At 72.3% G+C, this 20,841-nt stretch carries 20 protein-coding genes and 1 pseudogene; 15 read left to right on the top strand and 6 right to left on the bottom strand.

Going from position 1 to position 20,841, the window contains the following annotated elements; translation table 11 throughout:
- Positions 1 to 26: 26 nt before the first annotated feature.
- Positions 27 to 920 carry an amidohydrolase family protein gene (locus HHX31_RS29490; protein WP_169952488.1) on the bottom strand — a complete coding sequence of 298 codons (894 nt, stop codon included), beginning with the start codon at positions 918 to 920 and terminating at the stop codon, positions 27 to 29.
- A 147-nt stretch (positions 921 to 1,067) separates the two neighbouring features.
- Positions 1,068 to 1,991 carry a PaaX family transcriptional regulator C-terminal domain-containing protein gene (locus HHX31_RS29485; protein WP_311932298.1) on the bottom strand — a complete coding sequence of 308 codons (924 nt, stop codon included), beginning with the start codon at positions 1,989 to 1,991 and terminating at the stop codon, positions 1,068 to 1,070.
- A 522-nt stretch (positions 1,992 to 2,513) separates the two neighbouring features.
- On the opposite strand from HHX31_RS29485, the gene HHX31_RS29480 reads away from it, so the two are divergent.
- Together HHX31_RS29480 and HHX31_RS35400 are read left to right on the top strand one after the other, a co-directional pair.
- On the top strand, positions 2,514 to 3,914 hold the full coding sequence (locus HHX31_RS29480; protein WP_211590507.1) for a S9 family peptidase: 1,401 nt from the start codon (positions 2,514 to 2,516) through the stop codon (positions 3,912 to 3,914).
- A gap of 244 nt (positions 3,915 to 4,158) precedes the next feature.
- Positions 4,159 to 4,284 (top strand): hypothetical protein, encoded by a 126-nt coding sequence (locus HHX31_RS35400; RefSeq protein WP_283244671.1) that lies wholly within the window; start codon positions 4,159 to 4,161, stop codon positions 4,282 to 4,284.
- Positions 4,285 to 4,396: 112 nt separating this feature from the next.
- Here the strand turns inward: HHX31_RS35400 and HHX31_RS29475 are convergent, their stop codons facing one another.
- On the bottom strand, positions 4,397 to 4,591 hold the full coding sequence (locus tag HHX31_RS29475) for a CsbD family protein (RefSeq protein ID WP_169952321.1): 195 nt from the start codon (positions 4,589 to 4,591) through the stop codon (positions 4,397 to 4,399).
- Positions 4,592 to 4,779: 188 nt separating this feature from the next.
- Between HHX31_RS29475 and HHX31_RS29470 the strand changes: the two genes are divergently transcribed.
- The 4 genes from HHX31_RS29470 (at position 4,780) to HHX31_RS29455 (ending at position 8,373) form a co-directional block, all read left to right on the top strand.
- Positions 4,780 to 5,250, top strand: coding sequence for an SPW repeat protein (locus HHX31_RS29470; protein WP_169952319.1), 471 nt, complete (start codon positions 4,780 to 4,782; stop codon positions 5,248 to 5,250).
- A gap of 223 nt (positions 5,251 to 5,473) precedes the next feature.
- Positions 5,474 to 6,436: a glutathione S-transferase family protein gene (locus tag HHX31_RS29465; protein ID WP_169952317.1), complete on the top strand. Its 963-nt coding sequence runs from the start codon at positions 5,474 to 5,476 to the stop codon at positions 6,434 to 6,436.
- 201 nt (positions 6,437 to 6,637) lie between these two features.
- Positions 6,638 to 7,606, top strand: a complete 969-nt coding sequence (locus tag HHX31_RS29460; protein WP_169952315.1) for a TerC family protein — start codon at positions 6,638 to 6,640, stop codon at positions 7,604 to 7,606.
- A gap of 119 nt (positions 7,607 to 7,725) precedes the next feature.
- Complete coding sequence (locus HHX31_RS29455; protein ID WP_169952313.1) at positions 7,726 to 8,373, top strand: 4'-phosphopantetheinyl transferase; 648 nt, start codon at positions 7,726 to 7,728, stop codon at positions 8,371 to 8,373.
- 34 nt (positions 8,374 to 8,407) lie between these two features.
- On the opposite strand, the gene HHX31_RS29450 is transcribed toward HHX31_RS29455, so the two are convergent.
- The gene (locus HHX31_RS29450) at positions 8,408 to 9,316 is read right to left on the bottom strand and encodes an SDR family oxidoreductase (RefSeq protein ID WP_169952311.1); all 909 of its coding nucleotides are present in this window, start codon (positions 9,314 to 9,316) and stop codon (positions 8,408 to 8,410) included.
- Positions 9,317 to 9,440: 124 nt separating this feature from the next.
- Between HHX31_RS29450 and HHX31_RS29445 the strand changes: the two genes are divergently transcribed.
- The 5 genes from HHX31_RS29445 to HHX31_RS29425 all read left to right on the top strand — a co-directional run bounded on the left by HHX31_RS29445 (position 9,441) and on the right by HHX31_RS29425 (position 15,534).
- Positions 9,441 to 10,007: a TetR/AcrR family transcriptional regulator gene (locus HHX31_RS29445; RefSeq protein WP_169952309.1), complete on the top strand. Its 567-nt coding sequence runs from the start codon at positions 9,441 to 9,443 to the stop codon at positions 10,005 to 10,007.
- A 173-nt stretch (positions 10,008 to 10,180) separates the two neighbouring features.
- Complete coding sequence (locus tag HHX31_RS29440; RefSeq protein ID WP_169952307.1) at positions 10,181 to 11,065, top strand: SMP-30/gluconolactonase/LRE family protein; 885 nt, start codon at positions 10,181 to 10,183, stop codon at positions 11,063 to 11,065.
- Between the two features lie 71 nt (positions 11,066 to 11,136).
- On the top strand, positions 11,137 to 12,150 hold the full coding sequence (locus tag HHX31_RS35860) for an alcohol dehydrogenase catalytic domain-containing protein (RefSeq protein WP_169952305.1): 1,014 nt from the start codon (positions 11,137 to 11,139) through the stop codon (positions 12,148 to 12,150).
- Positions 12,151 to 12,186: 36 nt separating this feature from the next.
- Positions 12,187 to 15,042 carry an FAD-binding and (Fe-S)-binding domain-containing protein gene (locus tag HHX31_RS29430; RefSeq protein WP_169952303.1) on the top strand — a complete coding sequence of 952 codons (2,856 nt, stop codon included), beginning with the start codon at positions 12,187 to 12,189 and terminating at the stop codon, positions 15,040 to 15,042.
- A 66-nt stretch (positions 15,043 to 15,108) separates the two neighbouring features.
- On the top strand, positions 15,109 to 15,534 hold the full coding sequence (locus tag HHX31_RS29425) for a hypothetical protein (protein ID WP_169952301.1): 426 nt from the start codon (positions 15,109 to 15,111) through the stop codon (positions 15,532 to 15,534).
- Positions 15,535 to 15,538: 4 nt separating this feature from the next.
- Here HHX31_RS29425 and HHX31_RS29420 read toward each other — a convergent pair whose 3' ends face one another.
- Positions 15,539 to 16,102: a MarR family transcriptional regulator gene (locus HHX31_RS29420; protein WP_311932295.1), complete on the bottom strand. Its 564-nt coding sequence runs from the start codon at positions 16,100 to 16,102 to the stop codon at positions 15,539 to 15,541.
- Between the two features lie 79 nt (positions 16,103 to 16,181).
- On the opposite strand from HHX31_RS29420, the gene HHX31_RS29415 reads away from it, so the two are divergent.
- From HHX31_RS29415 to HHX31_RS29405, 3 genes are read left to right on the top strand one after another with little or no spacing between them, the layout of a single operon-like run.
- Entirely contained in the window at positions 16,182 to 17,375 is a 1,194-nt protein-coding gene (locus HHX31_RS29415) for a flavin-dependent oxidoreductase (protein WP_169952299.1), read from the top strand.
- Positions 17,372 to 17,821, top strand: coding sequence for a DUF3237 domain-containing protein (locus tag HHX31_RS29410; RefSeq protein WP_169952296.1), 450 nt, complete (start codon positions 17,372 to 17,374; stop codon positions 17,819 to 17,821). The genes HHX31_RS29415 and HHX31_RS29410 overlap by 4 nt, the downstream gene beginning before the upstream one ends.
- Before the next feature lie 9 nt (positions 17,822 to 17,830).
- The gene (locus HHX31_RS29405) at positions 17,831 to 19,423 is read left to right on the top strand and encodes a CocE/NonD family hydrolase (protein WP_169952294.1); all 1,593 of its coding nucleotides are present in this window, start codon (positions 17,831 to 17,833) and stop codon (positions 19,421 to 19,423) included.
- 141 nt (positions 19,424 to 19,564) lie between these two features.
- Here the strand turns inward: HHX31_RS29405 and HHX31_RS35855 are convergent, their stop codons facing one another.
- A complete protein-coding gene (locus HHX31_RS35855; protein WP_311932294.1) occupies positions 19,565 to 19,963 on the bottom strand; it encodes a 3'-5' exonuclease in 399 nt (132 codons plus the stop codon).
- A 232-nt stretch (positions 19,964 to 20,195) separates the two neighbouring features.
- Here HHX31_RS35855 and HHX31_RS29395 point away from each other — a divergent pair.
- Positions 20,196 to 20,841 (top strand): annotated as a pseudogene (locus HHX31_RS29395) (IS256 family transposase); the annotation flags it as partial.

The raw sequence follows: 20,841 nt of genomic DNA, 5'->3' as shown, positions 1-20,841 counted from the left end.
CTACGCGCGCCCGTACGCCGTGACGGTCACGCGTCCGCCGCCTTGTCCGGCGTGCCGCCGAGCCCGAGCAGGCGTACGGCGTTGTCCTTCAGGATCTTCGGGCGGACCTCCGGCTTGATGTCGAGCTTGTCGAAGTCGGCGAGCCAGCGGTCAGGGGTGATCACGGGATAGTCGGAGCCGAACAGCACCTTGTCCTTGAGCAGCGTGTTGGCGTAGCGCACGAGCTGCGGCGGGAAGTATTTCGGGGACCACCCCGACAGGTCGATGTAGACGTACGGCTTGTGCGTCGCCACCGCCAGCGCCTCGTCCTGCCAGGGGAACGACGGGTGCGCCAGGATGATCCGCAACTCGGGGAAGTCCACGGCCACGTCGTCCACCAGCATCGGGTTGGAGTGCTTGAGCCGGATCCCGCCCCCGCCGGGAACGCCCGCGCCGATGCCCGTCTGGCCGGTGTGGAACAGCGCCGGGACGCCCAGTTCCTCGATCGCCTCGTACAACGGGTACGCCACGGGGTCGTTGGGGGCGATGCCCTGGATGCTCGGATGGAACTTGAAGCCGCGCACGCCGTGCTCCTCGACCAGCCGCCGCGCCTCGCGCACGCCCGCCCGGCCCTTCCACGGGTCGACGCTGGCGAACGGGATCAGCACGTCGGCATGCTCGGCGCAGCTGTCCGCCACCTCCTCGTTGGAGATGCGCGGATGCCCGGTGGCGTGCTCCGCGTCCACGGTGAACACGACCGCCGCCATCGCGCGCTCCCGGTAGTACGCCGCCATCTCCGCGATGGTGGGCTGCCGGCGCCCATGGGCCTTGAAATAGTCCGCGGAGGCGCCGAACAGCTCCGGGCTCAGCGAGCCGTGCCCGTCCTTGGATATCTCCGCGTGGGTGTGGACGTCGATCGCGACCAGGCCGGCGACGTTCATGTCCGTCATCTCAGGCTCCCCGCGCCTTGCCGGAATGATCCATGGACTCCCCCTGACGGTGTACGGCGGACGGCGCGAATATAAGCCGTGATCCTGACGATCGTCAAAGATATGCCGAACGTGGGGCCCTCTGCCGCCAGGAGCGGGTCAGCTGAACGCGAGGATGGAACCGGTCCTGTGGTGGGCGACCAGCTCGGCCAGCCCGGGTTCGAACTCCGCCACGATCTGCTTGACGCGGAACTCGGCGAGCGGCCCAAGGGTGTCGTAGACCTCCACGAAGAGGTCCCTGGCCGCGGCGCGCGGCCAGTCGGCGGGCAGCAGCTCCGCCGGCAGGCCGGGATCGTGGTTGGGGAACGTCCGCCAGGTGTCCATGATCCCCGTACGCGCCACCAGCGCCTCGGACGCGCTGACCGCGCCGTTGCGCACGCGTTCCAGCAGGGGCGAGTGCTGGGCGAGAAACCGCTCGTAGGTGTGCCTGAGCTGGCCGAAGTCCCACGCATCCTGCGGGGCGCGCATGCCGGGAAAAGCCAGGGCCTCGGCGCGGAAGATCGTCGCCATCGGGATCTCCAGCTCGGCGAGCACCGCCGCCGCCCTGTCGGCGTCGGCCGTCGGCGACACCCACAGCCCGTCGTAGAGCGGGGCGAAGCCGAGCCAGCGCAGCCTCGCCCGCAGCGCGTGACGCAGGTCGCGCTGTTCCTCCGAGACGGAGAACGCCGCCATCACCCATGTCCCGTCCCAGTCGCCCTGCTCCAGGCCGAAGGACATGATGCGCTGCCGCCCCTCCAGCATCACCGCGGCGGCCCGATCCGTCAGGCGATAGTAGGTGCGCCGCCCCGACTTGGCGGACTCCAGCAGATCCCGCCTGGTCAGGCGGCTGAGCGCGGCCCGGGCCGCCACGGCGGAGACGCCGAACTCCCCGGCCAGCCTCACCAGGGCCGCGGACGGCAGTTGCTCGGGCCTGCCGATCCAGTAGTCCCCCAGGATCGTCGTGATCAGGTGCTGCGGGGGCGCGCCCACCTGGAAACGCGGAAAATCGACATCCCCTGCCTGGGACCTCTCCCGATCATTCACGGCACGAGTATATTGACAACGCTTGTGCGTGCGCTCGTTATTAAACTGTCATGCTTTCTCGGCGATCCGCCTGTGGAGCCGAACCGATCTCCCAGTATCCCCCCGGGACACTCGGCTGGACACCCGTGGGGCACCCGAGCGGCGCGGGCCGGATCGACCACCGGAGACTCCCTCACGCCTGAAACATTCGACAGTTCAACGAACGGCGGCCGACCGTTCACCGCTTATAGGCGGGCGAAAATCGCATGGACGTCGCATAAGTGCTGAAGCGAGTGGATCCGACATTCCCCCTGGGCTACCCGGCGACCGCCATGGTTGACACCTATGACATAAACCACAACGATCGCTTCGTCAGCGACTGATATACGTCTCGCGACGGCTGCCGGGCGCCCCGCCTGCCATTCGCGGACCTCGCCGGGCTCCGGGCCACTGGCATCGGCCCGTCCATCACCGGCTTCGCCGCGCGAGGACCGGGCCGCGTGCCGAGAACGCCTCGATGATCGAGCCGAAGGGACTGTCACTGTGATCAGCCGCGTAGCTACCGCGTGCCTGGCCATCGCGCTGGCGGCCACCGCCGCCGGAGGCGGAACCGCCGCCGCCACCGCCGGGCCCCCCGCCGCGCCTCCTGGCGGAGCTCCGTGCCTGCCCGGCTCTCCCGCCCGCCCCACCTGCGTCAGCGGCACCCTCGAGGACGGCACGCCGTACGAGTTCGTCGTCCCGGCCCGCTGGAACGGCACCGTGGTGGTCGCCCTCGACTTCGCCGGCACCGGCCGGGACGAGCCCCTGACCGCGCGCCTGCTGGCCGCCGGCGTCGCCCGCGGCGGGACGAGCCGGGCGATCACCGGCTGGGACATCCGGGCCGCCATCGACAACCAGGCCGAGGCGCTGGCCCGCTTCGAACAGGCCTACGGACGGGCCCGTACGGCGATCGCCTCCGGAGCCTCGATGGGCGGTTTCGTCGCCGCGGGCGTCGCCCAGGTCCACCCCGGCGCCTTCGACGCCGCCGTTCCGATGTGCGGCGGCCTCGGCGGGTCCGTCGGCCAGTGGAACCAGAAGCTCGACACGGTCTTCGTGCTCGAACGCCTGGTCGCGCCGGGGCTGCCGGTCGTCGACATCCCCGCCGATGTCGAGGCCGCCAGGAAGGCGTGGTTCGACGCCCTGGCCGCGGCGCAGCAGACTCCCGAGGGAAGGGCGAGGATCGCGCTGGCCGCCGCGATCGGCCAGGTGCCCGCCTGGGGACGCGACCCCGACGGGTCCGCGCCGCCGCCTCCGGCTCACGGGGACGCCGCCGCGCTGCAGCGGGGCGCCTACCTCGCGCTCGCCGGTGGGCCCCTGCCCTACATCGGGCAGGCCATGGGCAGCCGGCGCCAGCTCATGGCGGTGGTCGGCGGGAACCCGTCCTGGAACACCGGTGTGGACTACACGAAACAGCTGAGCCTGGCCGAGCCCGCGCTCCGGCGCGCCGTCCGCGACCTGTACGCGGCGGCGGGCCTCGACCTCGGGGCCGATCTGCGGACGCTGGCCTCCGCGCCCCGCGTCGCGGCGGACCCGGGAGCCGTGCTGCGGTTCTCCCGTGGGATCGTCCTGGACGGCGACCTGCGCGTCCCCGTGCTGACCTTGTCCGGCACGGGCGACCAGATCTCCACCGTGGCCCAGCAGCAGTCGTACGAGGAGAAGGCGCGCCGGGCGGGGGCGAGTGCCCTGCTGCGCCAGACGTACACGGAGACCGTCGGCCACTGCGACTTCTCGCCGGCGGAGCAGGAGGCCGCGCTCAGGACGATGATCGACCGGCTGCGGACCGGTCGCTGGCCCGCCACGTCCGCCCCCGCGATGAACGCCCGCGCGGCGGCGCTGGGGGCCGATCCCGCTCCCCGGTACGTGCCGTTCACCCCGCCCAGGTTCAACCGCCCCTATCCCGGCTGAGCCGTCCGGTCGTGCCGCCCGCATCGGGGCGGCACGACCGGACGGGACGCTCGGACCGCGGGCCGGACACAGCGGCGAACACGGCGGCGGACACGGCGGCGGACACGTGGCCGGGAGGCGTGATCGGGACGCGTACCCACAACGCTCACCGACCGTTCACCGAACGGTAACCTTAACTACGCCGTTCTGGGAGGTTTATGCGGCAGTCTTCCCTTGTAGCCGATTTGTCCTACCGAGGTGTGAAGTGTCTGAGTTCCTCGCCGCCGTGCTCTCCCGGGCGGCCATCATGGTCCTGGAAGCGCTGCTCGTGCGTCTCATCCAGGCGCTTGTGACGTCAGCCTTCCGCGTCACGCTGCCGCAGCCCGCCTGATCGGCCGGGATCCCTGGCGGGCCGGCCCCACCGGCCCGGCCCCGTATTTCACGTCGCGGCCACCGCGAACGCCGGCACACGCCGGCCCCGCGGACGGCCGGTTCTTTGTGGATCAGTCCTTGAAAGCGTCCCGCACCTTGCCGGCGGCGTCCTTCACCTTCTCGCCCGCCTGCTTCAGGTGGCTCTTCGACTGGTCGGCCCGGCCCTCGGCCTCCAGGCTCTCGTCGTCGGTGACCCGGCCGAGTCCTTCCTTGGCCTTGCCGGCGACCTCTTCCGACTTGTTGCGGAACTTGTCCTCCGTGCCCATGTGGACGCTCCTCTCAGTTCCAGAAGCTGACGCACTCCCTCTTTCCCCAGGTGGGGCGGCTAAACGCCGCCGGGAGCGGCGCACCCGCCCCTGCAACAACAACCCCTCCAAACCGGGAAAAAGTGACGAATCGGGCGTACGCTAGGAATAAGGACTGCAGCACACACCTCTGAAGGGTGGTGTGACGTATGACACATGGTGCCGACATCGGGACGCATCCCGACATCATGCAGATGCGCGCCCGCTACGAGGCCGCGGCGGCCAATCCCGCGGCACAGCTCGCCGACGGTCTCACGCTCCTGAGCGGCATGTATCTAGCGCTCTCGCCGTGGATTGTCGGCTTCAGCGGGACGCGGACTCCGCTCGCGGTGAACAACCTGGTCACGGGCCTCGCCGTGGCGCTCCTTGCGATGGGGTACAGCTCGGCGTTCGGGCGCACCTACGGACTCTCCTGGGTCGCCCCGCTGCTCGGTATCTGGACCATCGTCGCCCCCTGGGTGATCAGGGGAGGCATGGCGACCACTGGGACGATCATCAGCAACGTGATCGTCGGCGCGCTGATCCTGCTTCTCGGCCTGGCGATGATGCGGTTCGCCATGACGCAGCGCGGGCACACCGGCGGCTTCCGGACCGGGTCGCACATGGGACCGGCCCACTGACCGGCCCGATGCCGGACCGGATGGCCGGATCAGACGGCCGGATCAGATGGCCGGACCGATGACCGGACCACGGCCGAAGGGCGGGCGGTGCGCCGCCTCGTCCGCACCTGACGCGGGCGCGGCACCGCCGCCCCCCGGGACGCCGGCGGCTCAGGGACCGTGGGCGTCGCGCCGCCCGTCGCCGTAGGCTCGTCCTGCGGGCGACGAGAGGAAGGACGGCGGCGTGACGACAACGGCCCCCGTCGCGAGTCCGGTGGACTTCGCGACCCACGGCGACTACACGGTGAAGGCGGCCACCCGGCCGGACGGGTCGTTCGAGCGGCCTCTGTACCGCTTCCGCGACCGCGTGACGGCCGACGGGAGCAGCGGCTTTCCGGCCGAGCCCGGCCGGTATCACCTGTACGTGTCGCTGGCCTGCCCATGGGCCCACCGCTCGGTCATCGTGCGGGCGCTCCTCGGCCTGGAGGACGTCGTGTCGATGTCCGTCGTCGACCCCGTGCGCGACGGGCGCGGGTGGGCGTTCCGTGAAGGCCGCGGGCACGGCCCGGACGAGCTCAACGGCTTCACCCTGCTGCGGGAGGCGTACGAGGCGACCGAGGCCGGCTACGACGGCCATGTGTCGGTGCCGGTGCTGTGGGACCGCCGGACCCGCCGGATCGTCAGCAACAACTTCCCCGACATCAGCCTCGACCTCGGCCAGGCGTTCGCCCGGTGGGCGAGGCCGGGGACCGATCTCTACCCCGAGGACCTGCGGGGCGAGATCGACGCGCTCAACGAGCGCGTGTACGCCGACGTCAACAACGGCGTGTACCGCTGCGGCTTCGCCGAGAGCCAGGGGGCGTACGACGCGGCGGTGGCGACGCTGTTCACGGCCCTCGACGAACTGGAGGAGCGCCTCGGTGGCGGGCGCTACCTGTTCGGCGACCGGCTCACCGAGGCGGACGTCCGCCTGTGGGTCACGCTGGCCAGGTTCGACTCGGTGTACGTGACCCACTTCAAGGCCAACCTCCGCCGCCTGGTCGACTACCCCAACCTCTGGCGTTACGCCCGCGACCTGTACGCGAACCCGGCCTTCGGCGGCACCACGAACTTCGACCACATCAAGCGGCACTACTACGGCACCCACCCGAAGATCAATCCGCTGCGCGTCGTGCCCGCGGGGCCGGTGATCGACTGGCGCCTCTGACGCGGCGCGGGGGGCCGGTTGACGTAAGAAACCGAACCCAGGGATACTTGCCCGGAGTTCGAGGGGGAGTACCCGGCTACCTCAGCGTCGTCATCACGGCCGCCGCCGCAGGCGTCCCGGCGCGAGGGCCACCTTCGCTGGTGGTAGGGGAGACCGTCGGCCTACCGAGCCCGTCGCACGCGACGGTGATGGAGGTTGACGATGTCGGTTCCCTTGTGGGTTTGGGCCGCCGTTCTGGCGGTCATCCTGGTGATGCTCGCCATCGATCTGTTCGCCCATCGCCGGGCCCACGTGGTGGGCACCCGTGAGGCGCTGGTCTGGTCCGGGTTGTGGATCACCCTCGGCCTCGGCTTCGGAGTCGTGGTGTGGCTGGTCTGGGGGGCCGAGGCGGGCGGGGAGTACCTGGCCGGCTACCTCCTCGAGAAGTCCCTGGCCGTCGACAACGTCTTCGTGATCGCGCTGCTGTTCTCGTTCTTCGCGGTGCCCCGCGAGTCGCAGCATCGCGTGCTGTTCCTCGGCGTGCTCGGCGCGCTCGTCTTCCGCGCCGCGTTCATCGGTGCGGGCGCCGTCCTGCTCGACCGCTTCCACTGGATCCTGTACGTCTTCGGCGCGTTCCTGCTCTACACCGGCGTGAAGATGGCCAGGCATTCGGCGATCGAGGTGCACCCCGAGCGCAACCTGGTGCTGCGCGCCATGCGCCGGATCATCCCCGTCACCGACTCCTACCAGGGCCAGCGGTTCCTCGTACGGCAGGAAGACGACCAGGGCGGGCGGGGCCGGTGGGTCGCGACGCCGCTGCTGGCCGTCCTGGTCGCCGTGGAGACCAGCGACATCGTCTTCGCCGTCGACTCGATCCCGGCGATCTTCGCGGTCACCTCGGAGCCGTTCCTCGTCTTCACCTCCAACGCGTTCGCGATCCTGGGACTGCGGGCCATGTACTTCCTGCTGGCCGGGGCCATGCACCGGTTCGGGTACCTGCGGTACGGCCTGGCGGCCATCCTGGTGTTCGTCGGCGCGAAGATGCTGCTGGCCGACGTGTACAAGATCCCTGTCTGGCTGTCGCTCGTGGTCATCTGCGCCTGTCTGGCTGTCGCCGTGGGCGCGAGTCATCACAAGAACCGCCGCGAGGAACGCGAGGGGGCGCGCCTGACCGCCGGGGAGCACCACTGAGCGGTGCCGGCGCCGCTCGTCAGCGGACGCGAAACCCCTGAGTCGATCTTCCGCCGCGGCGGGCGGATATGTACCCTCCACACAATGGAGGGGACGTCCGCGGCGCCCGGGACCGCCGCATGATCAACGAGATCCTGCCCCCGTGGGTGGCGTCGGCCGAGAGCTTCGGCGACGCCCCGGAGGACTCGCTGTTCCCGGAGGAACGGCCGCTCATCGCGCGGGCCGTCGACCGGCGGCGGCGCGAGTTCGTCACCGGACGCCACTGCGCGCGGCTCGCGCTGGGCCGGATCGGCGTGCCGCCGGGGCCGATCCCGCGCGGTGAGCGGGGCGCCCCTGTCTGGCCGGCCGGCGTGGTCGGCAGCATCACCCACTGCGCGGGATATCGGGCCGCGGCCGTCGCCTCCGCCGACGAGGCGCGGGCCGTCGGCATCGACGCGGAGACGCACGCGCCGCTTCCCGCCGAGGTCCTTCCCACGGTCGCCTCTCCCGGGGAGATCGCCGCCCTCCGGGCACTGGACGACGCGGACGCCAAGATCTGCTGGGACAGGATCCTGTTCAGCGCCAAGGAGTCGGTCTACAAGGTCTGGTTCCCGCTGACCCGCCGCTGGCTCGACTTCTCCGAGGCCGTCGTGGACATCGACGCCTCCGGCTCGTTCAGTGCCCGGCTCCTGGCCGGCGACCCCGCCCTGGGCACCCGCGTCCTGTCCGGCCGGTGGGTGGTGAGCGACGGGCTCATCGCGACCTCGATCGCGCTCCCCCGGCCCTGACGCCCCCGCACCGGCGCGCCCTGCCGGCGGCCGGTCACCCGGCGCGGAAGTAGTGGCCCTTGTCGAGGTCGTCGATCAGCCCCGGCCGCACCGGCTGCCATCCCAGCAGTTCACGCGTGAGCGCGCTGGACGCCGGGGCGTCGACGCCGACCATGCCGGCCAGCCAGGAGAAGTGCCCGGCCGCCTCCTCCGCGGGGACCGAGACGACCGGCAGGCCGAGGTTGCGACCGATCACCCCGGCGATGTCCCGGATCGGCACCCCCTCGTCGGTGACCGCGTGCAGCACCGATCCCGCCGGGGCCTTCTCCAGCGCGAGGCGGAACAGGTGGGCCGCGTCGAGCCGGTGCACGCCGGGCCAGCGGTTGGACCCGTCGCCGACGTAACCTGACACGCCCTTGGCGCGGGCGATGCCGACCAGGGCCGCCATGAAGCCGGGGTCTCCTTCGCCGTACACGGTCGGGGCCAGCCGCAGCACCGACGAGCGGACGCCGCGGAAGGCGAGGTCGCGCGTCCAGCTCGCGGTGGCATGCCGGGACGCCGGGCCGTCGCCGGACTCCCGCATGTCGTGTTCGGTCACCAGCCGTCCCGGCATGATGCCGAGGAGCCCCGAGGCGAGGACGAACGGCCGGTCGGAGCCCGCCAGCGCCTCCCCGAGCGTCTCGACGGCGCGGCGGTCCGCGTCCGTGGCGCCCTGGAAGTCGCCGGTGAAGGCGAGGTCGTGCTTGAAGGCGAGGTGGATCACGCCGTCCGAGGCCGCGGCCGCGTCCCGCAGCGTGCCGAGATCGTCGATCGTGCCGCGGCACACCTGCGCCCCGGCCCTGGCGAGTGCGGCGGCCGAGGCGTCGGACCGCGCCAGCCCGACGACCTCGTGACCCGCCTCGATGAGTTCGGGGACGACGGCGGAGCCGATCCAGCCGGACGCTCCGGTGACGAAAACCCGCATTGCGCGCTCCAAGTGGTGGATTGCTCTCCGGAGCGGAAACCCAGCCCCGGCCGAGCGCGATGTCAGTGACTGCCATCAAGCTAGCACCGATGTCAGCGACTGTCATCAGGGTAGGATCACCGGCATGGGTCGATGGGAGCCGAACGCGCGCGGCCGTCTCGCCGATGCGGCGCTCGATCTCTACATCGAGCGCGGATACGAGCAGACGACGGTGGCGGAGATCGCCAGGCGGGCGGGGCTGACGGAGCGCACGTTCTTCCGGCACTTCGCCGACAAGCGCGAGGTCCTGTTCGGGGGCTCGGACGCGCTGCGGGAGCACCTCGTGGACGCCGTGACCGGCGCGCCGGAGTCGGCGGCGCCGATCGACGCGATCGCCGCGGCCGTCGAGAGCGTCGGCGTCCTCTTCCAGGAGCGCCGCGAGAGCGCCCTGCGGCGGCAGGCCGTGATCGCCGCCAACGCCGAACTGCTGGAACGGGAGCTGATCAAGCTCGCCGCGCTGTCCGCGGCGCTCGCCGGCGCACTGCGGCGGCGCGGCGTGCCGGAACCGGCCGCGAGCCTGGCCGCCGAGGCGGGGATCGCCGTGTTCAAGATCTCGTTCGAGCGCTGGATCGGCGACCCGGGCGAGCCTGACCTGTCGCGCCTCGTCCGGGAGTCGTTCCACGAACTGAAGGCCGTGACGGCGGGCGCGTGACGTCCCCGCTCTCACCGGTCTAGGGGATTCACCACAATCGAAAAGTCCCCGTGAGTCCCTTTTCTCCGGACCGAAAACGGCTCTAGTATCCCGGCTATGATCGCGCTCCCGCTCGCTCCGCCGCGGGCGGTCCCCTGCGGCCCGCCGTCCGTACGCGCCGCCGGGGCGGTCTCATGACCACGAGGTTCGCCGCCGTCCAGGCCTGCCGTGAGGCGTACGCCCTCGCCGAGGGGCCCGTCTGGGATCAGGCGAGGGAACGCCTGCTGTGGGTGGACATCGACGCGGGGACGGTGCACGAGGGACGGCTCGACCTCGCGACCGGCGCCGTCACCGCCACCACGGCCCACACCTTCGGCGGCACCGTGGGCGCGGTCGCCGTCTCCGCCGACGGCGAGTTCCTCGTCGCCGAGCGCGAGGTCCTCACCCGGGTCGACGCCGGCGGCCGCCGCACCGAGCTCGCCCGGGTGCTGCCGCCCGGCGTGCGCAGCAGGCTCAACGACGGAGCCGTGGACCCGGCCGGGCGCTTCCTGATCGGCAGCATGGCGCTGGACGACCGGGAGGGCCAGGACGTGCTGGCCCGCCTCGACGGCACGGGCTGCGTCCTGCTCGACGACGACCTGACCCTGTCGAACGGCCTCGCCTGGAGCCCTTCCGGCGACCGCCTGTACAGCATCGACAGCGTCCCGCGCGTGGTGTGGGAGCGCGCGTACGACCCGGTCACCGGCCAGGCCGGGCCGCGGCGGGAGCTGTTCAGGCTCGCCGACGGCATGCCCGACGGGATGTGCGCCGACGCCGACGGCAACCTGTGGATCGCCGTCTACGGCGGCGGCCGGGTCGAGTGCCGCGATCTTGGCGGGCGCCTGCTCGCCGTCGTCGAGGTCGGCGCGCCCGACGTCACCTGCCCCGCCTTCGCGGGGCCTGACCTCGACGTCCTCGTCATCACCACGGCCGGCGGCGGCGCCGATCCGGCCCGGCACCCCGGGGCCGGGCGCCTGTTCACCGCCAGGGTGGGCGTACGCGGCCTGGCGACGCCCTACTGGGCTCCGCCGCGGTCATGAGCCGCGATCCCCGCCGGGGAGACGGCGCGCCCGCCGCTCCCGTCGTCCTGCCCCCGAGCTAGGGACGGCACGTGCGCGCGCTCGTCATCACCGGCCCCGGCAGGGCGGAGGTCAGGGACGTGGAGCCGCCGGTCGCCGCGCCGGGACAGGTCGTCGTGGACGTCGAGCGGGCCGGCGTCTGCGGCACCGACCTGGAGCTGTTCAGCGGCGCGATGAGCTATCTCCACTCCGGCCAGGCCTGGTATCCGCTGCGTCCGGGCCACGAGTGGTGCGGGGTCGTCACGGCGCTCGGGGAGGGCGTCGACCCCGGCTGGCTCGGCCGCCGCGTGACCGGCGACACGATGCTCGGCTGTGGCGACTGCCGCCTCTGCCGGGCCGGCCTGCGCCACGTCTGTCCCGACCGGGCCGAGATCGGGATCCGCATGGGCTTTCCCGGCGGGCTGGCCGAGCGGCTCGCCGTACCGGCATGGGCCCTGCACGCGCTGCCGGAGACGCTCGACGCGACGCTCGGCGCGCTCGTCGAGCCCGGCGCCAACGCCCTGCGGGCCGTACGGGCCGCAGCCACCGGGCCGGGCGACCGGCTGCTGGTGCTGGGCACCGGCACGATCGGCCTGCTCGTCGCGCTGCTCGCGCGGGCGCGGGGGGCCGAGGTGGATCTGCTGGGCCGCGAAGAGCCCGACCTGCGGCTGCCCCGCGACCTCGGCTTCCGCGACGTGTGGACCCGCCCCCGTCTGCCTGCCCGGCAGTGGGACGCCGTGGTCGACGCCTCCAACGCGGCGGATCTCCCCGCGCTCGCGCTCGACCTGGTCAGGCCCGCGGGCCGGGTAGTGTGTATCGGAATCGCGGCCTCCCCCAGCCGCGTCGACACCCGCGACCTCGTGTTCAAGGACGTCACCGTCGTCGGCGTGCTCAGCGGCTCGGGCGGGCTGGCCGGAACGATCGAGGCGTACGCGGACGGGTCGGTCGACGCCCATCCGCTCGTGGGGGCCACCGTCGGGCTCGGCGACGCCGCCGAGGTCCTGGCCGGACGGCGCCCTGCGGGCGCCGGCCCAGGCCCGAAGATCCACATCGACCCCCGGCGATAGAGGCGCGTCCGCGCCTCGGACGGAAGCGTTGAGATCATGAGCCTTACCGATGCCGAAGCGCGCCGGCTGACCCCGCCGGACCCCGCCGTCCTCGCGGCGGTGGAGGCGGCCGTCCCGGGGATCGTCCGTGCGCGGGCGAGCGACCGGCTCGGCATGGCGCACGACGCCTCGCACTACCTGCTGACCCCGCAGGCCGTCCTCGTGCCGGAAAGCGCCGCGCAGGTGGCGGCGCTGCTGCGGACCGGCCTGCCGCTGACCTTCCGGTCCGGTGGCACCAGCCTGAGCGGGCAGGGCGTGAGCGAGCACCTGCTCGTCGACACCCGCAGGCACTTCAGGGGCATCGAGGTGCTCGACGGCGGGGCCCGCGCCCGGGTGCAGCCCGGCGCCGTGCTGCGGCAGGTCAACGCCAGGCTCGCCGCGTACGGCCGCAAGCTGGGCCCCGACCCGGCCAGTGAGGCGGCGTGCACGATCGGCGGGGTCGTCGCCAACAACTCCAGCGGGATGACCTGCGGCACCCACGCCAACGCCTACCGGACGCTGGAGTCGCTGGTCCTCGTGCTGCCCAGCGGGACCGTCGTCGACACCGGCGCGCCCGACGCCGACGCGCGCCTGCGCGCACTCGAACCCGCCCTGGCCGAGGGCCTGGCGCGGCTGCGCGACCGCGTCCGCGGCAACCCTGACTCGGTGCGCAGGATCGAGGCGCAGTTCTCCCTCAAGAACACCATGGGCTACGGCCTGAACAGCTTCCTCGATCACGACTCACCGGCCCAGATCCTCGCCCACCTCGTCGTGGGCAGCGAGGGGACGCTCGCGTTCGTCGCGGAGGCCGTGCTGCGGACCGTGCCCGCGCACCGCCTCGCCACGACAGGCCTGGTCGTGTTCCCCGCCATGCGGGAGGCGATGGCGGCGGTGCCGGAGATCGTCGCGGCGGGGCCGGCCGCCATCGAACTGCTCGACGCGGAGTCGCTGCGGGTCGCCGCCACCGACCCGTACGCCGACGACGTCCTGCGCACGATGGAGGTGCGCGACCACGCGGCGCTGCTGGTGGAGTGGCAGGAGTCCGACCCGGAGCCGCTCGCCGCGCGCGAGGCCGAGGCCGCGCGGGTCTTCGCCCGCCTGAACCTCGCCGCCCCCGCCCGTCTCAGCGGGGACGCCTCCGGGCGGGCGGCGCTGTGGCGGATCCGCAAGAACCTGTACGCGGCGGTCGCCGGCGCCCGGCCGAGCGGCACGACGGCGTTGCTGGAGGACGTGGCGGTCCCGGTGCCCGCCCTGGCCGACCTCTGCGACGACCTCGCGACGCTGTTCGCCAGGCACGGCTACGAGCGCAGCGCGGTCTTCGGGCACGCCAAGGACGGCAACCTGCACTTCATGCTCAACGAGCGCTTCGACGTGGACCTCGACCGCTACGAGCGGTTCACCGAGGAGATGGTCGCCGCCGTGCTCGGCCGCGGCGGCACCCTGAAGGCCGAGCACGGCACAGGACGCGTCATGGCGCCGTTCGTGCGACGCCAGTACGGCGACGAGTTGTTCGAGGTGATGTGGGAGGTCAAGCGGCTGTGCGACCCCGCGGGCACCCTCAACCCCGGCGTCGTGCTCACCGGCGACCCACGGGCGCACCTGCGCGACCTCAAGATCGTCGCCACCGTGGAACCCGAGGTCGACCGGTGCGTGGAGTGCGGCTACTGCGAGCCGGTGTGCCCGAGCCGGGACCTCACCACGACCCCGCGCCAGCGGATCGTGCTGCGCCGCGAGATCGCCGCGGCCCGCGCGGCGGGCGACGACGCGCTCGCGCGGCGGCTGGAGGAGGAGTACGCCTACGACTCCGTCGACACCTGCGCCGTGGACGGCATGTGCGCCACGGCCTGTCCCGTGCTGATCAACACCGGCGACCTCACCAAGCGCCTGCGCGGCGAACGTCACGGGCGCGCGGCGCGGGCGGGCTGGAAGGCCGCCGCCAGGCACTGGGGCACGGTGACCCGGGCCATGGATCTCGCGATGGACGCGGCGGCCGCGGCCCCCGCCGGGCTCGTGGAGGGCGCGAGCCGCGCGGCCCGCGCCGTGGGCGGCCCCGACAGCGTCCCCCAGTGGACCCGCGACCTGCCGCGCGGTGGCACGCCCCGGCGGGCCGCGCCGGTTCGGGACGCCGACGCCGTGTATGTGCCGTCGTGCCTGAACACCCTGTTCGCCCCCGCCGACGGAGGGGCCGGCGTCATGGCCGCCGTGCGGCGGCTCGCCGCCCGGGCCGGTCTGCGGCTGCACGTGCCGGAGGGCGTCGAGAACCTGTGCTGCGGCACGCCCTGGTCCTCCAAGGGCTTCGGCGACGGCTACGAGGTGATGGGCCGCCGGGTGCGGGAGACGCTGCTCAACGTGACCCGCGACGGCCGGATTCCCGTGGTCAGCGACGCCGCCTCCTGCACGGAGGGGTTCGAACGGCTCGTCACCGCGGCAGCCGGGGAGGGCACCGCCGCCTCCCCCGCCGTACGGGTGGTCGACGCGGTGACCTTCGTGGCCGAGCACGTCCTGCCGCGCCTGCCGCAGCCGGCGGAGGGCCGCCGACTGGCCTCGCTGGCCCTGCATCCGACCTGCTCATCCACCCGGCTCGGCCTCGACGCCGCCATCGCCGAGATCGCCAGGGCGGTCGCGAAGGAGGTCGTCGTCCCCGATGGCTGGCAGTGCTGTGCCTTCGCCGGCGACCGGGGCATGCTGCACCCGGAGCTGACCGCCTCCGCCACCCGCGCCGAGGCCGCCTCCGTGGCCGAGGGCGGTTTCGCCGCGCACGCGTCGGTCAACCGCACGTGCGAGATCGGCATGACCCGCGCCACCGGCGAGACCTACCACCACCTGCTGGAGCTGCTCGACCAGGTCGTGAACGATGACGACCCCGGGGCCTGACCGCCGTCAGACGGGCCGGTATCGTCGCAGAGCGGATGATATTGATCGCAACGGACGGAGCCGCCGATGAAGCTCATGCGGGCACGAGAGATGCCGGGCCGGGTCGCCACGGGCGCGTACATCCTGCACTCCGGCGTGGAGAAGTGGAACGGCGGCGAGGAGCAGGCCGCCGGGCTCCACGGCACGGCCGCCGCCGCCTTCCCGATCCTGAAGTCCGTTCCGCCCCGCCGGTTCCTCAAGCTGCTGTCCGCGGCCGAGATCGCGACGGGCGTGGCGCTCCTCGCGCCGATCGTGCCGGCCGCGGTCGCCGGGGCCGCGCTCACGGGCTTCTCCGGCAGCCTGGTCGCGCTCTATCTGCGTACGCCCGCCCTGCGCAAGCCCGGCAGCATCTGGCCGAGCAAGGCCGGCATCGGCATCAGCAAGGACGTGTGGATGCTGGGCGTCGGGCTCGGGCTGCTCGCCGACGCCGCGAGCCGGCGGAGCGGCGACTGACGGGTCACAGGTCCGCCGGGCGGTCCCGCAGGATGCGCGACAACAGGGCGGTCAGCCGTTCGCGCTCGGCCTGACCGAGGCAGGCGAACCACTCCTGCTCCCTGCGGGTCTGCTCGGCGAAGGCCGCGCGCACGGCCGCCTCGCCCTCGGCGGTGAGCGCGACCACCACCGCCCGGCCGTCCTCCGGCACCGGGCGGCGTTCGGCCAGTCCGCCTCGTTCCAGCGTGTTGACGGCGTTGGTCACAGCGGAGCGCGACATCGCCGAGATCTCCGCGAGCCGTACGGGCTGGGTGGGGCCGAGCAGCCAGAGCTTGAACAGCAGCCGGAACCCCGGCAGCGTCAGGCCGCGCGGGCGGTGGATCCGGGTCTCCAGGTCGGTGACCAGCAGGGAGGCGAGCTGGAGCAGGTGGTAGGCCAGCGTGAACGCCTCGGCGTCGGCCGGAGGCGACATGGCCGCCAGGCGCTCCCGCGCGTACGCGGCGTACCGCAGGTCCGGCGGCAGGTCCGGCGGCGCGTCCGGCGGAGGGTTCACGCCGAGGCCGGGCCGGTTGTCGCGCTCACTGCTCACCCGTCAAGTCTTGCGCAGCCGTTCGGAGGCCGTGAATATTGTTACGGCTGTAACAAGTTCTCGTCGCCCGGAGGCGCACGTGCACATCGTCATCGCCGGAGCGGGCATCGGCGGGCTGACCGCCGCGCTGAGCCTGCACGCGGCCGGGTTCGAGGACGTGACCGTGCACGAGGCCGCACCCGAGATCCGGCCGCTGGGCGTCGGGATCAACCTTCTCCCCCACGCCGTGCGGGAGCTGACCGAGCTGGGCCTAGCCGACCGGCTGGCCGGGATCGGCGTGGCCACGGCCGAACTCGCCTACTTCAACCGGTACGGCACGCCCATCTGGTCCGAGCCCCGGGGCCTCGCCGCGGGCTACGCCTGGCCGCAGTACTCCGTCCACCGCGGGAGGCTGCAGCTGCTCCTGCTGGAGGCGGTGACCGAGCGGCTCGGCCCGGACGCCGTAAGGACCGGCAGCCGGATCACCGGCCCCGGCGACGAGGACCTGCTGATCGGCGCGGACGGGATCCACTCGGCCGTCCGCGCCCATCTCTACCCCGGCGAGGGCCCGCCGCCGTGGAACGGCCTGGTCCTGTGGCGCGGCGTCACCTACGGCGAGCCGTTCCTGACCGGCCGATCCATGATCATGGCCGGGGACGGCACGCAGAAGTTCGTCGCCTACCCGATCGAGGCGGGCGACCGCACGCTGATCAACTGGATCGCGGAGCGCCCGCTGGACGGTGAGGCCCCCGACCGGGGGAACTGGAACCGCCCCGCCGACCTCGCCGAGATCGGCAGGCACTTCGCCGGCTGGCGCTTCGACTGGCTCGACGTGCCGGGCGTCATCGCCGGAGCCGAGACCGCCTACGAGTACCCCATGGTGGACCGCGACCCGCTCCCCCGCTGGACCTTCGGCGGCGTCACGCTGCTCGGCGACGCGGCGCACGCCATGTATCCCATCGGGTCCAACGGCGCATCCCAGGCGATCATCGACGCCCGGGTGCTGGCGTACTCCCTCGCGCGCGGCGACCTCGCGGCGTACGAGGACCTGCGCCGCCCGGTGACCACGGCGCTGCAGCTGTCCAACCGCGAGATGGGCCCGGAGGTCGTCATGAAGCTCGCCCACGAGCGCGCACCCGGCGGGTTCGACGACATCGAACAGGTCATCCCGTACGCGGAGCGGGCGGAGATCGCCGCGTCCTACAAGCGGACGGCCGGGTTCGACCCCGCGTCGCTCAGCGAACAACCCTCGTGGAGCGTCGATCGGAGCACCGATCGGAGCGCCGCGTCGTGAACCTGGAGCCGCTCGCCACGTTCCACGTGGAGCTCGACCCCGTGCTCGACCTCGGCGACTCGCAGTGGGGGCACCGCCGTGTGGTCAACATCGCAGGCGGCACGTTCGAAGGACCCCGCCTGTCGGGGTCCGTGCTGCCGGGCGGCGCCGACTGGCAGGTCGTGCACGCCGACGGCATGATCAGCATCGACACCCGCTACACGCTGCGCACCCACGACGGGGCGTACGTCTACATCACCACCAGCGGGGTGCGGCACGGCGCCCCCGAGGTGCTCGGCCGCCTCGCGCGAGGCGAGGACGTCGACCCGTCGGAGTACTACTTCCGGCTGTTCTGCCGCTTCGAGACCGGCGACGCCCGGTATCTGTGGCTCAACCGCACGCTCGCCGTGGCCTCGGCCGCCCGCGCCGCCACCGCCGTGCGCTACGACGCGTACGCCCTGACCTGAGGAGCGCTCATGCCGAAGCTCGACCGCTCCCCGCTCCCCGTCGCCGTCGAGCACGACGTCCCGATGCCGATGCGGGACGGCACCGTCCTGCGCGGCACCGTCCACCGGCCCGCCGGCGACGGCCGGTTTCCCACGCTGCTCATGCGCACGCCGTACGGCGAGGACTCGTTCCGCACGGCGCCGGTGACCCCCGCGCTGCGGGCCGGGTTCGCGGTGGTGCTGCAGCACTGCAGGGGACGCGGGAGCAGCGACGGCGAGTTCCGCCCGTGGGCGGACGAGGGCGCCGACGGGCACGACACGATCGCCTGGATCACCTCGCGGCCGTGGTCGGACGGCGAGGTCGTGATGACCGGCATGTCCTACCTCGCCGGATGCGCGCTGCAGGCGGCGGCGACCCGCCCACCCGGGCTGAGAGCCGTGGTCGCCTCGATGACGCCGCACGACTTCTACGACGGGCTCAAGTATCACGGCGGGGCCTTCGCGCTGGGCTCGGCACTCAACTGGGGCGCGTTCCAGACGATGCTCGGCCTGACGCACGCCGCCGAGGCGGGCGAGGACGTCGACGCGGGGCTCGCCGCGGTCCTTCCCGTCCTGCACGACCAGGACGCCGCGGCGCGCACCCTGCCGGTGGGGGACATCCCCGGCATCCCCTGGTGGCGCGAATGGACCTCGCACGTGGAGCGCGACGCCTACTGGGAGGGCCTGGCCGAGACCCTGCGTCACGACCGCGTCGAGGTGCCGGTCATGCACGTGGCGGGCTGGTTCGACCTGTTCCTCGGCGGGACCCTGGAGAACCACCGCCGCCTGGGCGGCCCTCTGGTGATCGGACCGTGGTCCCACCTCACCCCCGGCGCCGCGGGCACCGGGCGGCTCTTCTTCGGGAGCGCCGCCTCCGCGCAGGCGATCCAGCAGGAGCAGCGAGAGTTGGCGTTCCTGAAGGGCGAGGACACCGGCCCCGCCGTGAAGATCTTCGTGATGGGGGACGACGTCTGGCGGGACGAGGCGGCCTGGCCACTGGAGCGCGCGGTCGACACCCCGTATTTCCTGCACACCGGCGGCCTGCTCTCCCCCGAACCGCCCACCACTCACGAGCCGGCGACCTTCACCTTCGACCCGCGCGACCCGGTGCCCACGACCGGCGGGCCGACCCTGCTGCCCGACGTCACAAATGTCGGCCCGCAGGACCAGCGCGACGTGGAACGGCGGCCCGACGTGCTCTGCTACTCGACCGAGGTGCTCGCCTCCGACGTCGAGGTCACCGGCCCGGTGTCGGTGACCCTGCGTGCGGAGACCTCGGCCGCCTCGACCGACTGGACGGCCAAGCTGGTGGACGTGTACCCGGACGGCCGGGCGATGAGCGTCATCGACGGCATCGTCCGCGTCGCCGAGCCGTCAGGAATCTTCACCATCGACCTGGTCGCCACCAGCCAGGTGTTCAAGACCGGCCACCGGATCAGGGTGGAGATCTCCAGCTCCAACTTCCCCCGCTTCGACCGCAACACGGGCACCGGCCGAGCGGACGCGACCGACGCCGACCTGGTCGTCCAGCACCAGAAGATCTTCCCCGACTCCTACATCACCCTGCCGATCGTCCCCCGCTAACGCCGGTCGTCAGTCGTCCTCCGGCGCGACCTCCCGGCCGTCCACCTAGTAGTGGCGGACAATTCCGTCCTCCGTCCGGTAGGAAATCCACGCCTCTGCCACGTCCGGCCGCTGGGAGGTCAATTCCGCCGGGCCGATTGCTCACCAGGAGGGCAGGAACGAGCTGGGCTTGCCGTGCCAGGAGACGACCAGCTCCTCTCGTGCACGTGTGCAGGCCACGAAGAGCAGGCAACGTTCGCGCTGAAGGTCCTGCTCGTGGGCGAGGATGTCCTCCTCCGCAGGCGTGATGGCGGAGGCGGGCGGAACGCCGTGCTCGCTAACGCCGATGACCGCCACGCACCGGAACTCCATGCCCTTCATCCGATGCATGGTGCCCACGCCCACCTCCTTCTCGGTGTGCTTCTTGGCGAGGGTGGCGGCGGGGATGCCGGTGGCCTTGAGCTTCGCTATGGCTTGGTCGGCGAGCATGTTCGACCGGGCGGCCACGCCGATCTGTCCGTGCAACACCCCTTGGTCCAGCCACCGTCGTATGGTCGTCACGAGCCCGTCCAGCTCGGCCTGCTGCCGTCGGATAGCCGGACAGTCGTGGTTCCTCTCCGTGCACCTCCGCGCGGTATCCGGCAAGCGTGTCGAGGTCGCCGTTCATGTCGTCGGGGATTCGGAGGTTATCCCGTAGCTCGTAGAACTTGAAGTGGCGGTCCCCGCCTCGGGCCCTACCTGGTGGTAGGTCTCGAGCAATCGCCAAATCACTCCGAGTAAGGAGACGGGGACCGTGAGCAAGACCTACCAGAACAACCGCCGACGCGCCCAGCAAGCCGCCGAAGACGTGGCCGTTCCGCATACCGTGAGCGTGGCCATGGAGCAGATCGCCGCCTCGATGAAGGACGGCCTGCTCGCGCTGGCCGTGCAGTCCGGCCTGGCCGTGATGTTCGCGATGCTGGAGGAAGACGTCACCGCGCTGTGCGGTCCCCGGGGCAAGCACAACCCCGACCGCATCGCGGTCCGGCATGGCAGCGACGCCGGGCCGGTGGTGCTGGGCGGCCGCAGGCTGCCGATCCGCCGCCCCCGGGTACGCAGCGCAGACGGCGCAGGCGAGGTCGCCATCCCGGCCTATGAACTGTTCTCCTCCACCGAGATCCTCAATGAGATGGCGCTCGGCAAGATGCTCGGCAAGCTATCGACCCGCCGCTACCGGCTCGGGCTTGAACCGGTCGGCGGCGCCGTCGAGCGCTCCTCCACCGGCACGTCCAAGTCGGCGATCTCCCGACGGTTCGTCGCCGCCACCGAGCGTGCCCTGGCGGAGTTGATGTCGGCCGACCTGTCCGGGCTGGATCTGGCCGCGCTCATGCTGGACGGGGTGCACTTCGGCGAGCACACCTGCATCGTGGCGCTGGGGATCGGCATCGACGGCACCAAGC

Origin of the sequence: Microbispora sp. H11081 (genome assembly GCF_012999535.1) — a bacterium.
In the GTDB taxonomy this organism is placed as follows: Bacteria; Actinomycetota; Actinomycetes; order Streptosporangiales; family Streptosporangiaceae; genus Microbispora.
Note: the sequence above shows the minus strand (reverse complement) of the source record. Positions and strands in the feature narration are given on the sequence as shown.

Excerpts from the sequence above, each read along its gene's own strand:
- HHX31_RS29455 (WP_169952313.1), top strand. The coding sequence starts at position 7,726 with ATGATCAACGAGATCCTGCCCCCGTGGGTGGCGTCGGCCGAGAGCTTC.
- HHX31_RS29450 (WP_169952311.1), bottom strand. The coding sequence starts at position 9,316 with ATGCGGGTTTTCGTCACCGGAGCGTCCGGCTGGATCGGCTCCGCCGTC.
- HHX31_RS29445 (WP_169952309.1), top strand. The coding sequence starts at position 9,441 with ATGGGTCGATGGGAGCCGAACGCGCGCGGCCGTCTCGCCGATGCGGCG.
- HHX31_RS29490 (WP_169952488.1), bottom strand. The coding sequence starts at position 920 with ATGAACGTCGCCGGCCTGGTCGCGATCGACGTCCACACCCACGCGGAG.
- HHX31_RS29475 (WP_169952321.1), bottom strand. The coding sequence starts at position 4,591 with ATGGGCACGGAGGACAAGTTCCGCAACAAGTCGGAAGAGGTCGCCGGC.
- HHX31_RS29430 (WP_169952303.1), top strand. The coding sequence starts at position 12,187 with ATGAGCCTTACCGATGCCGAAGCGCGCCGGCTGACCCCGCCGGACCCC.
- HHX31_RS29425 (WP_169952301.1), top strand. The coding sequence starts at position 15,109 with ATGAAGCTCATGCGGGCACGAGAGATGCCGGGCCGGGTCGCCACGGGC.
- HHX31_RS29470 (WP_169952319.1), top strand. The coding sequence starts at position 4,780 with ATGACACATGGTGCCGACATCGGGACGCATCCCGACATCATGCAGATG.
- HHX31_RS29405 (WP_169952294.1), top strand. The coding sequence starts at position 17,831 with ATGCCGAAGCTCGACCGCTCCCCGCTCCCCGTCGCCGTCGAGCACGAC.
- HHX31_RS29440 (WP_169952307.1), top strand. The coding sequence starts at position 10,181 with ATGACCACGAGGTTCGCCGCCGTCCAGGCCTGCCGTGAGGCGTACGCC.
- HHX31_RS29460 (WP_169952315.1), top strand. The coding sequence starts at position 6,638 with ATGTCGGTTCCCTTGTGGGTTTGGGCCGCCGTTCTGGCGGTCATCCTG.